We start from the raw sequence: 14,879 nt of genomic DNA, 5'->3' as shown, positions 1-14,879 counted from the left end.
ACTTAAAAGTTAACCCTTTTTTGTATCAGCCCTAGACTGACGATATAACTTAATAATGTGATATATATTGACCAGAGCTAACAAGCCATTAGTAAATGCCACCGGTACAGAACCGATTGCTGTACCGTAAAAAGTAAACGCAATACAGCCCAATAAATTAAACCAACGCAGTTTGGTTACATCGGTCATGGTCAAAGAAATAACTAGTAAAACGGATGCTAAATAACCTAAATATTCCCAACTCAATTGTTCTCTCCTAGGCTTTAGGTTAATATTACTAGTTAAATTTTAGTACATTATTAAAAACTGCTGCTTAGCAGTTTAAATAAAAAAGCTAACTTACCAATAAAACCTTAAAATATACTGGTTTTACCCACAATTTTTTAATCATTACACGGTAGAATGAAGGTCATTTAACGCCATTAAATAAATAACGGCGTGGGTAAGTTAGCGTAAATTCTTAATCTTAATGCTATCGTCATTAAGGTGTAATAAATAGGACATTTGTCCGAAGAGCATGATTGATGTTTCAATACCATTTTTCCAGTTACCTTGTTGAACAGCTGCTGACATTTGCCGGCAGTAGTTATCAGCAATCAAAAAAAGAAATATTAATACAGCAAGACCAACCACTCACTAAGTTGGTATTGGTGCGAAGTGGTACTGTATCGTTTAGTTACGATGTAGGAAATGGCCGACGCCTGCTACTTGGCCAGCTCGACTGTAATAACACCTTGATTGGCGAAATTGAAGCACTGAATAATAACCCGTGTATTTACACAGTAACTTGCTTCAGTGATGTCACGTATAATCTTATTGAGCTAAAACATTGGCGCTCATTATTGCTCGATAAACCAGAACTGAGCCTATACACGGCGCAAACTATTGCCGCTAAGTTTCAAGAAAATCAAAAAATTAACTTAGATAAACTGTTACTTCCCTTAAGCTACAACATTGCTAAAGACTGTTTATTACGTGCGGAGAATAACAACCCCACTTTATTGCGTGCTTATCCTACGGTAAATGCCGAAGCAGAGCGCTTTGCAACTACTGAGCGTGCATATCGTCGGGTAGTGAGTGAGTTAGTAGAAAAAAACCTAGTGCAACGAAGCACACAAGGGCTGCAAGCTGTCGATATTCCTAAACTCAGTGACTATGTAGATAGCTTTGCACAGCTTTAAAGACAATAAAAAAGGCCATTAAGGCCTTTTTTATTGTGCAAAATCACGTTTATTTTTCAAGTAAAATATCGTGGATTTTAGCTAAATCAGATTTGCCTTCAATAATTTCATCCGGCGTTAACCCTGATAATTCATGCGGGAATACTAACCATTCTTCAGACTCATGAATGTAGTAATCAGGCACTGTATCTACTTTTGAGTTTTTTGGCTTGTAGTATGGACAAGCAATACGAATATCACTCGGTAAGTTTAAGCGCATTAGTTCAGAAAGCTTCTCTTTTAGCGCCACAATACTCCGACCTGAGTCAAACACATCATCCACAATCAATAATGAATCACCCGCATTCGCGTTTTCAACAATGTAGTGTAAACCATGCACTTTGATTTCTTTTGATTGCTTGCCAATACCGTAATAAGACGACGTACGCACCGCAATATGATCGGTCTCTATGCCTTTGTAGTCATAATATTCTTGAACTGCGATCCCGATTGGAGCACCACCGCGCCATATACCAATAATAAAATCTGGACGAAAGCCATCTTTATACACTTGTGCCGCTACGCGGAATGAATCTTCAAGTAATTGTTGAGCCGTGATATAGCACTTTTCTGACATAGTAAGGATCCCAGTGGTATGTATAATATTTGAGCGAGGTTTAAATAAAATAGATGCTCAAACACGTATTGGCGAAGGATTTTACCGTAAATAAAACAAAATTGCTTGTATGGCGGATAAAAAAATAGGCACCTTAAGGTACCTATTTTTTAACTAATTGCTTAATCTGAATTGATTAGGCCTTTTCAAGCAAGGTGCGCGCTACTGTACGCATACCTTGGGTAGTTGCACCTGAAGCCCACTGACTAGTGCCACCACCCATATTAAATGCAGCCGCTAAATCAATGTGTACCCAACCTTTGCCATCGTTTGGCACAAAGCGAGATAAGAAACCTGCTGCATTTGAAGCACCACCATAACCACCGCCTTTTTGTGCACGGCTGTTTGCTGTATCTGCATACGGTGATGGGCAGTTTTGTTGATGCCACTTTTCAAGCGGTAATGGCCAAGCGGCTTCCATTTCTTGTGATGCAAAGTCTTCTACTTCACGCACTAGCTCTTTATCAAGGGCAAATAACGCGTTGTATTCTTGACCAACGGCAACAAGGGCTGCGCCCGTCAATGTTGCTGCATCAATAATAAGTGGTGCACCTGTCTCACCTGCCGCCATAAGGCCATCAGCTAATACTAAACGACCTTCAGCATCTGTGTTTACAATTTCAACGCTTGTGCCATTTTTGTAGGTAAGAATGTCACCTAGTTTGTATGCATGACCGGAAATTAAGTTCTCAGCACAACATAAAAACAACTTAATACGCTTTTCAACACCGCGGTTAATCGCCAATGCTAAACCTGCGGTAACTGTTGCCGCTCCGCCCATGTCGCATTTCATGCCTAACATGCCTTCGCTAGACTTAATTGAGTAACCACCTGAGTCAAACGTAATACCTTTACCTACAAGTGCAGCGCTTACTGGTGCGTTATCATCGCCAGTTGGATTGTAATCAAGCTCAAGTAACACTGGTGGGCGTTCACTACCACGACCTACAGCATGAATACCAATCCATTGCTGCTCTAATAGCGCATCGCCTTTTATTATTTGGTAGCTAACATGTTCTGGTGCCAGTGATTGAATAAATTCAGCCGCTTTTTCTGCTAGGCTCTCTGGATAAATGTCATCGGCGGTGCCGTTAACCATTTCACGTGCCCACGTTGCTGAAGCTTTTAAATCAGCAAGTTCTTTTAAATCAGATTGTGCATTATCAACAAACTCAACACCGTGCAGTACTTTTGGTGATACAAAGCCTTGATAAAATGCCCATTGGCTCTCTGTACACCAAACATCGCCTTCAAGCACAACACTTTTAATACCTTGGCTTGCAATAGTACGACCTGCTTTTTGCACGTTTTTTAATGTTTCTTGCTCAGATAAATGAACCGTTGCGCCGTGTTCGTTAAAAGATAATGACGCACTTTCGCCCCAGTGTCCTGGTGCCGATTGCTCGCTTAATTGAACAACAAATTTTTCACTCATGTTAGAATATCCTTGCACTTAAATGTGTGGTTGAGTTTACTATAGCGCGCTTAAGTTCCCAACTGCTTGCGGTAAATAACCTCAAATAGCCCGTAAAGTCTTATTTTACTTAACCTGAACCCTGGTTATATAAGGAAGTCATTAATGAAGTACACCCCGCCATTACAATCTGCTACGTTATTAAAACGTTACAAACGCTTTTTAGCTGATTTAGAGCTCAGTGATGGCAGCACTTTTACCGCTCACTGTGCTAATACGGGGAAAATGACGGGCTGTGCTGACTCTGGTTTTAATGCCTTTTATTCCACTAGCAGTAACACCAAACGAAAGTACCCACAGTCATTAGAGCTGACGCAAAATAACTTATCACAGCTTATTTGTGTAAATACAGCCGTTGCTAATAAAGTAGTAGAAGAAGCGATTAACGCTGAAGTGATTAAAGAGCTGACAGGCTATCAGCAAGTTCGAAGTGAAGTAAAATATGGCAGTGAAAACAGCCGCATCGACTTTTTACTTACCCACAGCAGTAAAGCCAATTGCTATGTTGAAGTTAAATCAGTCACGCTCCTAAGTGAAGAGCATCCACAAAGCGGGCAAGGTTACTTCCCTGACGCGCAAACAGTTCGTGGGCAAAAGCATATTCGTGAATTAATCGAAATGGTAAAACAAGGGCATCGTGCGGTATTACTATTTGCGGTGCTACATCAAGGGATCACACAAGTGAGTGCAGCGGCACATATAGATTCAACCTATGCACAATTACTTAGCGAAGCGATTGAGCAAGGTGTAGAAGTATTAGCTTATAAAGCCCGTATCTCTGCCAGTGAAGTAACTTTAGTTGAGAAAGTAGCATTTGTTGAGTAAAAAGCGCGCATTTAAACGTTGGTATTTCGCCACGCCCAAAAAATACTTAACCAAAAAGTAAAAATAAGTTGTTTTTATTGTTATTGCCCATATAACTACGCCAGTTTATAAACCAATACTGTGATAAAAAGTATATACAATACTTTTACTACTTTTATATCACCAAACAGGGTTAAGCTAATTCGATTATTTAAAAATAAATTTGCCTAGGGTATGAGTTTCTGTTATTTATACCGCCGGCTAATGCTGAGGCATTAAATTAAGGATTTAGGAGAGAGTTATGCCAGACCAAAAAAGACATGGTTTATTGGCTCAAGCCGGTTTAGAACCATACCAAGAAAAACCGGGTGAAGAGTACATGAATGATGCACAACGTGCTCATTTTAAAACAATTTTAGAAACTTGGCGTAATGATTTACGTAACGAAGTTGATCGTACCAAATCACACATGCAAGATGAAGCTGCTAACTTTCCTGATCCCGTTGACCGCGCAGCACAAGAAGAAGAGTTCTCATTAGAGCTTCGAACGCGTGACCGCGAGCGTAAATTAATTAAAAAAATTGAAAAAACAATTATATTAATTAAAGAAGACGAATTTGGCTTTTGTGAATCTTGTGGTATTGAAATTGGCATTCGCCGCTTAGAAGCGCGCCCTACTGCTGATTTATGTGTAGATTGTAAAACACTTGCTGAAATTAAAGAAAAGCAATCTGGACGCGGCTAATTAATTATAGCCATGTCTTCTACAGCCGTTACTGCGCAAGTATCTAACTATCGCGGCCGATTTGCACCGTCTCCGTCCGGACCGTTACATTTTGGCTCACTTGTGGCGGCTGTAGGTAGCTACCTTGATGCAAAAACTAACCAAGGAAAGTGGTTAGTTCGCATTGAAGATATAGACACCACTCGTGTTGTAAAAGGCGCAGCCACCGATATCCTAAATACCTTAGAAGCCTACAACCTCAATTGGGATGAAAACGTTGTGTATCAAACACAGCGTCTTACTATTTACCAAGATGCCGTTCACTCTCTGTCACAACAACAGCTTATTTATGCCTGCCAATGCTCTCGTAAGCAAATAAAAGCCCTCGGCGGTATTTATCAAGGGCAATGTAAACACAGCCAACTAAGTGAGCAAGGTCATGCCCTACGTTTAACTCAATGCCATGCGACCGTTGATTATAAAGACCTTATTCAAGGACATATTGACATTGATCCAGCTCTCGCTCATGAAGATTACATAATAAAACGTAGTGACGGTTTATTTGCCTATCAACTGGTGGTGGTAATTGATGACATTGAGCAAGGGATCAACCGAATTGTACGAGGCGCTGATTTAATTGAACCGACTGCGCGTCAAATTAGTTTATTTAAACAACTAAATTACCCTATTCCGGAATTTGCTCATTTGCCTTTGGCAGTAGCAAAACCAGGGTTTAAACTGTCTAAGCAAAATTACGCCCCTGCAATTTGCAAACAAAATCCAAAACCAACTTTAATAGCTGTATTTAAATTTTTAGGCTTGCCAGTACATGAGCAACTAATGGATTTAACCTGCGAACAATTACTCGCTTGGGGCGTGGCGCATTTTAACTTAAGCCTTGTTCCTGCTAAGCGCGAAATACAGATTTAACCTCCCTTTACGTATTACGTGGAATTAATTCAAATAAAATCGTTAAAAATGGCTTAATTTCAGCGCTGCAACTTAATTTTTTTACCTTGCTGGTATATGATAGCCGCCTAAATATATGCTAATTACATTAAATGGTAAGAATGACGCTTTAAGTGAATACTTGCTGTGATTTTGATTGCAATAGCGAGCCAATCAACCGCTTCTCTAGGAGACAGACTATTATTTCCAAGCTTTTTCAATTTTGTCGACAAATTATCGGCCCAAGTGCCAATAACGAAAATGTCGCAATCAGCAGTGAGCCGTTAGTGATCCCTAGAGGTGAGCATGGTATTTCTCGCAAACAATTTAGCCCAAATGCAATCAAAGTACTCTACCGCCTAAAAGATGGTGGCTATGATGCTTACTTAGTTGGTGGTTGCATTCGCGATGTATTGTTAGGTCAACAACCTAAAGATTTTGATGTTGTAACCAATGCCACTCCTGAGCAAGTAAAAAAACTGTTTCGTAACTGTCGCTTAATTGGTCGTCGCTTTCGTTTAGCGCACATTGTTTTTGGCCGTGAGATTATTGAAGTGGCTACAATGCGCGGCCATCACGAAGCACAAGAAGATAAAAATCAAATTAGTCAGTCAAGTGAGCACGGGCAACTTCTTCGCGATAACGTATTTGGCAGTATTGAAGAAGATGCAGAACGTCGTGATTTTTCAATCAACGCTTTGTACTACTCAATTAATGATTTTTGTGTTTACGATTACGCAAATGGCTTAGCCGCTATCAAAGCAAAACAAATTGAGTTAATTGGCGATCCTGAAACACGCTACCGTGAAGATCCGGTACGTATGCTCCGCGCAGTGCGCTTTGCCACTAAGTTAGATATGCAAATAGCATCAGCAAGCGAAAAACCGATTACCGAATTAGCGAGCTTACTTGATAATATTCCGCCAGCGCGTTTATTTGAAGAAATACTCAAGCTATTTTTAAACGGCAAAGCACAGCAAAACTTTATAATGCTACGTCAGTACGGCTTATTTAAATCGTTATTTCCTGAGCTAGACCGTATTTTAGATAAAAACCCAGGCGGACTTGAAGAAACCTTCATAAAGCAGATGTTTGCAAACACCGACATACGTATTAATGCAGATAAGAAAGTAACTCCTGCATTCGTATTTGCAGCATTATTGTGGTTCCCACTGATTGAACGAACTGAAAAAATTCGACGCCAAGAGCAACTTTCAGAATACGATGCATTTGCTCAGGCAATTAATAAAGTACTTAGTGAGAATGCTCAACATATTGCCGTACCAAAACGCTTTACTTTAGGTGCTCGTGATATTTGGCATATTCAACAACGCTTAGATAAACGTGCTGGCCAACGTGCCTATCGTTTAACACAGCAGCCGCGCTTTAAAGCCGCTTATGATTTTTTACTATTGCGTGTTGATGCTGGTGAAACTGAGCATACAGAGCTGGCACAGTGGTGGACACAGTACTTAGGCCAAGATATTAATGGCCAAAAAGAAATGGTGCGAGAGCTTGGTCATCAAGGCGGTCCAAAACCACGTAAGCGACCTCGCCGTCGTACCACAAAAAAACCTACTGAGTAAATAATGCAACGTGTCTATTTGGGGTTCGGTGCAAACCTTAACAACCCTATTAAACAACTTGATAACGCTGTTATTGCACTTAAAAGCTTGCCAAGCAGCGAGTTTATAGCCTGCTCGCATTATTATGCGAGCAAGCCTATGGGACCACAAGATCAACCCGATTATGTGAATGCTGTCGCCTGTATTAACACTTCACTTGAGCCAGAGCAACTGCTTGATTTAACCCAAGCCATTGAGCTGGAACATGGGCGAGTTAGAAAGGCCGAGCGCTGGGGCGCACGCACATTGGATATTGATATTTTATTATTTGGTGAACACACTTTAAATACCGAACGTTTAACCGTACCTCATTACGGATTAACTGAGCGAGAATTTGTTGTTTACCCACTGCAAGAAATTGCACCGGAACTGATTTTACCTAGCGGCGCATCTATCCAACAGATAGCAAATACCCTACCGCTTAACGACTTACAACAATTACCACGGTAATTAATTAAGGCCATTGTCTGCGAGAATATTATGTCTAAAATAACCGTTTCAACTTTGAATAAAATGAAGGCTGAAAGTAATAAGATCACTGCGTTAACAGCATACGATGCTAGTTTTGCTAAGTTATTTCATGATAACGGCGTTGATGTTGTTTTAGTTGGTGATTCTTTGGGTATGGTATTACAAGGTGGCGACGACACCTTAGCGGTTACAAACCAAGAAATTGCCTACCATACTCGCTGTGCGCGCGCGGGAAGCCGTGACTTATTTGTTATAGCTGACTTACCGTTTATGACCTACGCAAACCCAAGCGACGCATGTAAAAATGCTGCAGAGCTGATGCGTGCTGGTGCTAATATGGTCAAACTTGAAGGCGGTGAATGGCTGTACGACAGTATTAAATCGCTTACCCAACAAGGTATCCCGGTATGTGGCCATTTGGGGCTTACACCGCAATCAGTGCATGTATTCGGTGGTTTTAAAATCCAAGGCCGTGAAGAAGCTCAAGCACAAAAAATTATTGCCGATGCAAAAGCATTAGAAGCGGCAGGCGCACAATTACTGGTGCTTGAATGTATTCCAAGTGCCTTAGCAAAACGCGTTACAGAGTCATTGAGCATCCCTACAATCGGTATTGGTGCAGGTAATGTAACCGATGGTCAAATTTTGGTGATGCACGACTTGGTGGGCATTTCTGCAGGTTATATTCCTAAATTTTCAAAAAACTTTTTACTCGAAACAGGCAATATGCCTGCTGCTGTTAAAAAGTATTGTAACGATGTCAAAAACGGCGTATTCCCAAGCGCTGAACACGAGTTTAAATAATGCAGTCAATCACTGAAATTAAATCATTACGCAGTCAAGTTAAAGCTTGGCGCCAGGCCGGTTTAAGCGTGGCGCTTGTGCCTACTATGGGTAATCTACACCGTGGTCATTTTTCACTGGTAGAAAAAGCAAAAACACTGGCCGACAAAGTGGTCGTGAGTATTTTTGTTAACCCAATGCAATTTGGCGCTAACGAAGATTTAGACAGCTATCCGCGTACTCTAGATGCTGATAAACAAGGGTTAGCCGATCTTGAAACAGATATTTTGTTTATCCCCAGTGTAGAAACTATTTATCCTAATGGTTTAGGCGCGCAAAGCTTTGTTGATGTGCCTGGTATTTCAATGGGGTATTGTGGCGGTTCACGCCCAGGTCACTTTAAAGGCGTAGCAACTGTTGTTACTAAGCTATTTAATTTAGTACAACCTGATTACGCTTGTTTTGGTGAAAAAGACTTTCAGCAGCTACAAGTTGTTAAAACTATGGCCACTGATTTATCGATACCAGTAGAAATTATTGGTGTACCCACCATGCGTGAAGTTAGCGGCCTTGCCATGAGCTCTCGTAATGGGTATTTATCAACTGAGGAAAGACAAACCGCCCCTGTTTTATTTAACACCTTAAAACACTGTGCGCAGCAACTAAAAAACGGTAATAAAGACTTTGCCACACTGGAAAGTGAAGCGAAGAGCGCATTAGAAGACGCGGGCCTAAAACCAGATTATTTTTCGATAGCTCAACGAGATACATTAAAAGCTGCTACACTCGAAGATACACGATTTGTAATTTTAGCTGCCGCCTTTTTAGGTAGTGTTAGATTAATCGACAATATTCAGGTTGAAGTTTAATACTGGTGTGGCCTCATTTTAAGGATAAGCATGAAAACTTTTATTAAAACTAGCCTCGTGGCTTTTTCGTTTGCAGTTGTTGCTGGCTGCCAGAGCCAAGCGGGTAATCCAGCACTTAATCAATGTGCTCAACAAAGTTATCAATGTGAAACCAGCTGTGAGCAGCAAACAACCACCGATAGTCTTAAATCGCAGGTTTGCTCATCAAAATGTATTGAGGCTTACAATCAATGCAAAGTGCAAGCTGAAAACTTAGGTAAAGCAACGAACTAAATAATTTTAAGTAAAACAAAAAACCGCTCATTGAGCGGTTTTTTATTATTTACTTTGGTTGCTAGCTGCTTATTTCAAACCTAACTTTTTAAGCTCTAATTCAACTAACTTTGCAGAAAGTGGCACATAACCATCTTTTTCTACAATTTTTTGACCGTCTTGAGAAAGTACCATCTTTAAAAACTCAGCTTCAACTGGGCCAAGTGGCTTATTTGGGTGTTTATTTACATAAACATATAAGAAACGTGACAGTGGGTATTTACCTTGTGCTACGTTTTCAAGCGTGGCATCAACAAAGTTAGTGCCTTTTTTAGATAACGGAACAGTACGCACACCCGATGTTTTATAACCAATGCCAGAGTAACCAATCGCATTTAATGACGCTGAAATTGACTGTACAACAGAAGCCGAGCCCGGTTGCTCGTTCACGTTATTACGGAAATCACCTTTACATAACGCTTTCTTTTTAAAGTAACCGTAAGTACCTGATACTGAGTTACGTCCGTATAATTGCACGTCTTTTGCAGCCCAATCACCTTCTAGACCAACATCACTCCAGCGATTTACTTGCTCTGATGCACCACATTTACGAGTTGATGAGAAAATAGCATCGATTTGATCAATGCGTAGTCCTTCGATTGGGTTATCTTTGTGTACAAATACTGCCAACGCATCAATTGCTACTCGCACTTGTGTTGGTTTGTAGCCATGACGCTTTTCAAATGCTTCAATTTCTTTTGACTTCATTGCACGGCTCATTGGACCTAAATTAGCCGTACCTTCTGTTAGTGCTGGTGGCGCAGTAGACGAACCTGCCGCTTGAATTTGAATATTTACATTTGGATAAATGCGCTTATATTCTTCAGCCCAAAAGGTCATCATGTTGGCTAATGTGTCAGACCCTACCGATGAAAAGTTACCTGATACACCGCTAATTTTTTGATACTCAGGAATACCGTCTTCTAATGCAACCGCTTGTGCAGATACAAATGTTGTAACAGCCACACCCATTGCGGCAACTAAGTTTTTAAATTTCATTTTGGGGTTCTCCAGTTTGTTCGTCCCATTTCCTAACTGCGGTTCACTCTAAAGTGAGTACATGACAATGGTGTGACTCTTAAATGACACTTTTATGACTACTTGTGTTGCTTGCTACTAATGGCGAAATAACGATAAGTCTATCGCTTGAAAACGCGAAAGAAAAACAAGAACCTTTACCCAGCTCGCTGTGAATTTTTAATTGACTACCATGGCGAGTAAGCACATGCTTGGTAATAGCTAAACCTAAGCCTGAGCCACCTGTGGTGCGGCTTCTGGCTTTATCTACTCGATAAAAACGCTCAGTTAACCGGTTAATATGCTCAGGTGCAATACCATCACCATTATCGGTAACACTAAAACATGCTTGTTCATTATTGCGCTGCCAAAGTACCTCAATTTTACCGCCTGGTTTAGTATAATGAATGGCATTAAATACTAAATTTGAAAAGGCACTTCTAAGTTCATCCTCAGCTCCGGTAATATCAAGCGATGCATCAATCTTAAAAATAAGTTGATGGCCTTTGTCTTGATTAATTGATTGCGCTTCTGTTTCAATTAAGTTTAATAATCGTGGCACATTCACCGCTTTGTCATTACTGTGTCGCTTTCCCCCTTCGATGCGCGATAACGACAACAGCTGATTCACTAAGCTATCCATACGCTTACATTGCTCTAGCATAGTAGTTTGTGCTTTATTCCACATTGCAGGCGGGGGAAGTGAATCACTATCGAGTATTTCAAGGTAGCCGGTAACAACAGTTAAAGGGGTTCTAAGCTCATGAGAGACGTTCGCTACAAAGTCTTTACGCATCTGCTCAAGTTGCTTTAAGCGAGTAACATCGCGTACCACTACCAACAACTGTGTATTGGCATAAGGCATCACCCTAAACTCAAGAACTTGCTCAACACTGTGGCCACTTTCAAGCTCCAGAGCATCGCTAAACTCTTTACGACGCATATATTTAGCAAATTTAGGATCGCGAATTAAGTTATCTAAACGCTGACCATGATCAACCGGCCACTGTAACCCTAGCACTTTGAGTGCAAGCTGATTACACCACACAATTGATAAGTCGTTTTGTAGCACAACAACGGCATCGGGTACGGCCTCAGCGCCGTCACGAAAACGCCGTATTAGTTCTGCCAACTCATTACGCTTTTTACGATTACGGTGCTGCAGCTGATAAATACCTTCAAATACTTGCTCCCACGACCCTTCCCCTTCAGGCGGGTTAAAGCTGCGTTGATTATGCAGCCAGTCACTTAAGCGATAAAGCTGGTGGTAATGCCACATAAGTAGCGAAAAAGCACCCAAAAACAACATCAAAAATGGGGCACCAATAAGCACCCCAATTAAAAGCAAAGGTATAAAATAGACAAACAGCCGTTTGGTTAACGCCTGCTTGTTAATAACTCGATACATACACGCTCTTTACCTTATAAACACTAGCAGAAGTTTGACTGTGCTAGGTTAATAGATTGTGACTTACGAAGTAAACTTATAATTTACTCGAAAAGCGATAACCAGCACCGCGAACTGTTTGAACTAAACGGTCATGTCCAAGCGTAGCAATTGCTTTACGCAGGCGACGGATATGAACATCTACAGTTCTGTCTTCAACATAAACGTTAGTACCCCATACATGATCAAGTAATTGCTCTCGGCTATATACACGCTCAGGGTGGGTCATAAAAAAGTGTAACAGTCTAAACTCCGTTGGCCCCATATCTAGCTCACTGCCACCTGAGGTCACACGATGCGAAATAGGATCTAAACGTAAGCCATGTACTTCAATGGCCTCTTCAAGTGAGGTAGGAGCAACACGACGAATAACCGCTTTAATACGCGCCATTAACTCTTTAGGTGAAAACGGTTTTGTAACGTAATCATCAGCACCGACTTCTAAACCGCGTATTTTATCTTCTTCTTCGCCGCGGGCTGTCAGCATAATGATAGGAATTTGGCGTGTGTGTTCATTTTGTTTGAATTTTTTAGCGATTTGAATTCCACTACCGCCAGGTAGCATCCAATCGAGTAACACCATATCTGGATAAGGTTCAACCATTGCTGATATCGCAGAATCATAATCTTCTGCCTCAATGGCTTGAAACCCATTTTGTTCTAAAACAAAAACCAACATTTCCCTGATAGGTGCTTCGTCATCAACGACTAATACTTTACGTGACATTCCAATTTATCTCTTAGGCTATTGAGTAGGTTTCATTATTATGACTAAGTATGACATTTTTATTAAAGTGTAACGTCTAAATTAAAATGAGTGTAAAAAAAACACAAAATAGTGACAAAAAATAGAATTTGTCATATTTTTATCATCTTGAGCAGTAATAAAAAAGCGGTTTGCAGTAAAAAGAATCAATCATTAAAGTCACTATTTATGGTATCAACATGGGATCATCAAATTACTAACTAGCATCAATTTTCACGCTTAATAATAAAAGTTAGCACCTGCTTAACAGTGTTTAGATCAGGCTTATTATGATCTTAAATGCTGGGATCAGAGTTTTATCAAGCAGATCCCTTTACGGATCACTATTTTACCCACCAACAAAGCTAAACCAATGATTTTTTGTATGTTTTGTGCTCACTCTTTATAATGCGTAACACTCAAAAGTTTAAAATACGTCACTTTAAGCCTTTTACTTAGTAAAGTAATGATCCCAGATATGACAAGTTAGTAATCGAGTGATCCCTAATTAATAACTAGGTAAAATACTGATCCCTCATAGATCAAAAAAGCCAGCGCAAACGCAACTGGCTTTTTGAATGAGTGCAATAATATCGCTATTATTGGTCCATTACTTTATTTTTGGGTTTAACTCACCGCTTAAGTATTTAAGGTGCATTTCATCTAATGAAATTGGCTTAATTTTACTTGCTTGACCCGCTGTACCAAACGCTTCGTAACGAGCGATACAAATATCAGTCATTGCTTGGGTTGCAGCAGCTAAAAACTTACGTGGGTCGAAGTTAGACGGGTTCATCGCTAAATGACGACGAATCGCACCGGTAGACGCTAAACGTAAGTCAGTATCAATGTTTACCTTACGCACACCATATTTAATACCTTCAACGATTTGCTCAACTGGCACGCCGTAAGTTTCTGGAATTTCGCCACCGTATTGGTTGATCACTTCTAACCACTCTTGTGGAACAGAAGACGAACCATGCATTACTAAGTGGGTATTTGGTATACGCGCGTGAATTTCTTTAATACGATCAATTGCTAAAATGTCATCGGTTGGTGGACGAGTAAATTTGTAGGCACCGTGTGATGTACCACAGGCAATAGCCAGCGCATCAACATGGGTTTTATTTACAAAGTCTGCCGCTTCTTCTGGATTTGTTAGCATTTGCTCAGTGGTAAGTTTACCCTCAGCGCCAACACCATCTTCTTCACCCGCTTCACCAGTTTCAAGTGAACCTAATACACCTAGCTCACCCTCTACAGATACGCCACACGCATGCGCTATTTCAACTGTTTTACGTGTTACATCAACGTTATAATCGTAGCTTGAAGGTGTTTTACCATCGCTCATTAATGAGCCATCCATCATTACTGATGAAAAACCTAGCTGAATTGAACGCTGACATACACCCGGTGATGTACCATGATCCTGATGCATAACCACTGGAATATGTGGCCATTCTTCAACTGCCGCTAAAATCATATGACGAATAAAAGGTGCACCGGCATACGCACGTGCGCCCGCAGAACCTTGTACAATAACTGGGCTGTTTGTTTTATCAGCCGCTTCCATAATTGCACGCATTTGCTCTTGGTTATTTACATTAAACGCGGGTACACCGTAACCATGCTCTGCGGCATGATCAAGAAGTTGTCGCATACTGATTAAAGCCATTGGGTATTCTCCAATTTATCGGTAGTTATTTTACTACCTAGTTTGAACGGATTTGTTAGTTTGGCGCAATCACTGCGCCATGAATTAAAAGGTATATGACCTAAAATTCATATTATTAACGACTAAATAAAAGTGAGAGGTATTTACTC

General features: G+C 40.5%; 16 protein-coding genes. 9 read left to right on the top strand and 7 right to left on the bottom strand.

What is annotated here, in order from left to right:
- Positions 1-9: 9 nt before the first annotated feature.
- Positions 10-246 (bottom strand): YgjV family protein, encoded by a 237-nt coding sequence (locus tag MTF66_RS28870; RefSeq protein WP_010387650.1) that lies wholly within the window; start codon positions 244-246, stop codon positions 10-12.
- A gap of 278 nt (positions 247-524) precedes the next feature.
- Here MTF66_RS28870 and MTF66_RS28865 point away from each other — a divergent pair, with 278 nt between their 5' ends.
- The gene (locus tag MTF66_RS28865; RefSeq protein ID WP_008111159.1) at positions 525-1,181 is read left to right on the top strand and encodes a Crp/Fnr family transcriptional regulator; all 657 of its coding nucleotides are present in this window, start codon (positions 525-527) and stop codon (positions 1,179-1,181) included.
- A 49-nt stretch (positions 1,182-1,230) separates the two neighbouring features.
- On the opposite strand, the gene MTF66_RS28860 is transcribed toward MTF66_RS28865, so the two are convergent.
- Positions 1,231-1,797: a phosphoribosyltransferase gene (locus tag MTF66_RS28860; RefSeq protein ID WP_010387648.1), complete on the bottom strand. Its 567-nt coding sequence runs from the start codon at positions 1,795-1,797 to the stop codon at positions 1,231-1,233.
- Between the two features lie 175 nt (positions 1,798-1,972).
- Entirely contained in the window at positions 1,973-3,271 is a 1,299-nt protein-coding gene (gene pepB, locus MTF66_RS28855; protein ID WP_054201839.1) for an aminopeptidase PepB, read from the bottom strand.
- Between the two features lie 144 nt (positions 3,272-3,415).
- Between pepB and sfsA the strand changes: the two genes are divergently transcribed.
- The 8 genes from sfsA (at position 3,416) to MTF66_RS28815 (ending at position 9,807) form a co-directional block, all read left to right on the top strand.
- The gene (gene sfsA, locus MTF66_RS28850; RefSeq protein WP_075169766.1) at positions 3,416-4,135 is read left to right on the top strand and encodes a DNA/RNA nuclease SfsA; all 720 of its coding nucleotides are present in this window, start codon (positions 3,416-3,418) and stop codon (positions 4,133-4,135) included.
- 280 nt (positions 4,136-4,415) lie between these two features.
- Positions 4,416-4,859: an RNA polymerase-binding protein DksA gene (gene dksA / locus MTF66_RS28845; RefSeq protein ID WP_008111170.1), complete on the top strand. Its 444-nt coding sequence runs from the start codon at positions 4,416-4,418 to the stop codon at positions 4,857-4,859.
- Between the two features lie 12 nt (positions 4,860-4,871).
- Complete coding sequence (gene gluQRS, locus MTF66_RS28840; protein ID WP_138622504.1) at positions 4,872-5,768, top strand: tRNA glutamyl-Q(34) synthetase GluQRS; 897 nt, start codon at positions 4,872-4,874, stop codon at positions 5,766-5,768.
- A 254-nt stretch (positions 5,769-6,022) separates the two neighbouring features.
- Positions 6,023-7,372, top strand: a complete 1,350-nt coding sequence (gene pcnB / locus MTF66_RS28835; protein WP_248529398.1) for a polynucleotide adenylyltransferase PcnB — start codon at positions 6,023-6,025, stop codon at positions 7,370-7,372.
- A gap of 3 nt (positions 7,373-7,375) precedes the next feature.
- Positions 7,376-7,861: a 2-amino-4-hydroxy-6-hydroxymethyldihydropteridine diphosphokinase gene (gene folK / locus MTF66_RS28830; protein WP_138622506.1), complete on the top strand. Its 486-nt coding sequence runs from the start codon at positions 7,376-7,378 to the stop codon at positions 7,859-7,861.
- A 30-nt stretch (positions 7,862-7,891) separates the two neighbouring features.
- On the top strand, positions 7,892-8,686 hold the full coding sequence (gene panB / locus MTF66_RS28825) for a 3-methyl-2-oxobutanoate hydroxymethyltransferase (RefSeq protein WP_248529384.1): 795 nt from the start codon (positions 7,892-7,894) through the stop codon (positions 8,684-8,686).
- Positions 8,686-9,534 (top strand): pantoate--beta-alanine ligase, encoded by an 849-nt coding sequence (gene panC / locus MTF66_RS28820; RefSeq protein ID WP_055012979.1) that lies wholly within the window; start codon positions 8,686-8,688, stop codon positions 9,532-9,534. Before panB ends, panC begins: the two co-directional genes overlap by 1 nt.
- A 30-nt stretch (positions 9,535-9,564) precedes the next feature.
- Positions 9,565-9,807: a hypothetical protein gene (locus MTF66_RS28815; RefSeq protein ID WP_010387636.1), complete on the top strand. Its 243-nt coding sequence runs from the start codon at positions 9,565-9,567 to the stop codon at positions 9,805-9,807.
- A 69-nt stretch (positions 9,808-9,876) separates the two neighbouring features.
- On the opposite strand, the gene MTF66_RS28810 is transcribed toward MTF66_RS28815, so the two are convergent.
- From MTF66_RS28810 to fba, 4 genes are all read right to left on the bottom strand, one after another.
- Entirely contained in the window at positions 9,877-10,845 is a 969-nt protein-coding gene (locus MTF66_RS28810; RefSeq protein WP_010387635.1) for a PstS family phosphate ABC transporter substrate-binding protein, read from the bottom strand.
- Positions 10,846-10,924: 79 nt separating this feature from the next.
- On the bottom strand, positions 10,925-12,271 hold the full coding sequence (gene phoR / locus MTF66_RS28805; protein ID WP_248529383.1) for a phosphate regulon sensor histidine kinase PhoR: 1,347 nt from the start codon (positions 12,269-12,271) through the stop codon (positions 10,925-10,927).
- Positions 12,272-12,347: 76 nt separating this feature from the next.
- Positions 12,348-13,037, bottom strand: a complete 690-nt coding sequence (gene phoB / locus MTF66_RS28800; protein WP_008111196.1) for a phosphate regulon transcriptional regulator PhoB — start codon at positions 13,035-13,037, stop codon at positions 12,348-12,350.
- A 628-nt stretch (positions 13,038-13,665) separates the two neighbouring features.
- Positions 13,666-14,730, bottom strand: coding sequence for a class II fructose-bisphosphate aldolase (gene fba, locus MTF66_RS28795; RefSeq protein ID WP_248529382.1), 1,065 nt, complete (start codon positions 14,728-14,730; stop codon positions 13,666-13,668).
- Positions 14,731-14,879: the final 149 nt, after the last annotated feature.

The sequence above is a fragment of the Pseudoalteromonas sp. 2CM39R genome, from assembly GCF_023161845.1.
The sequence above is the reverse complement of the archived record's forward strand: the minus strand, read 5'-3'. Positions and strand labels throughout refer to the sequence as shown.

Coding starts and splice junctions, on each gene's coding strand:
- MTF66_RS28865 (WP_008111159.1), top strand. CDS start 525: ATGTTTCAATACCATTTTTCCAGTTACCTTGTTGAACAGCTGCTGACA.
- MTF66_RS28860 (WP_010387648.1), bottom strand. CDS start 1,797: ATGTCAGAAAAGTGCTATATCACGGCTCAACAATTACTTGAAGATTCA.
- pepB (WP_054201839.1), bottom strand. CDS start 3,271: ATGAGTGAAAAATTTGTTGTTCAATTAAGCGAGCAATCGGCACCAGGA.
- sfsA (WP_075169766.1), top strand. CDS start 3,416: ATGAAGTACACCCCGCCATTACAATCTGCTACGTTATTAAAACGTTAC.
- dksA (WP_008111170.1), top strand. CDS start 4,416: ATGCCAGACCAAAAAAGACATGGTTTATTGGCTCAAGCCGGTTTAGAA.
- gluQRS (WP_138622504.1), top strand. CDS start 4,872: ATGTCTTCTACAGCCGTTACTGCGCAAGTATCTAACTATCGCGGCCGA.
- folK (WP_138622506.1), top strand. CDS start 7,376: ATGCAACGTGTCTATTTGGGGTTCGGTGCAAACCTTAACAACCCTATT.
- panB (WP_248529384.1), top strand. CDS start 7,892: ATGTCTAAAATAACCGTTTCAACTTTGAATAAAATGAAGGCTGAAAGT.
- panC (WP_055012979.1), top strand. CDS start 8,686: ATGCAGTCAATCACTGAAATTAAATCATTACGCAGTCAAGTTAAAGCT.
- MTF66_RS28815 (WP_010387636.1), top strand. CDS start 9,565: ATGAAAACTTTTATTAAAACTAGCCTCGTGGCTTTTTCGTTTGCAGTT.
- MTF66_RS28810 (WP_010387635.1), bottom strand. CDS start 10,845: ATGAAATTTAAAAACTTAGTTGCCGCAATGGGTGTGGCTGTTACAACA.
- phoR (WP_248529383.1), bottom strand. CDS start 12,271: ATGTATCGAGTTATTAACAAGCAGGCGTTAACCAAACGGCTGTTTGTC.
- phoB (WP_008111196.1), bottom strand. CDS start 13,037: ATGTCACGTAAAGTATTAGTCGTTGATGACGAAGCACCTATCAGGGAA.
- fba (WP_248529382.1), bottom strand. CDS start 14,730: ATGGCTTTAATCAGTATGCGACAACTTCTTGATCATGCCGCAGAGCAT.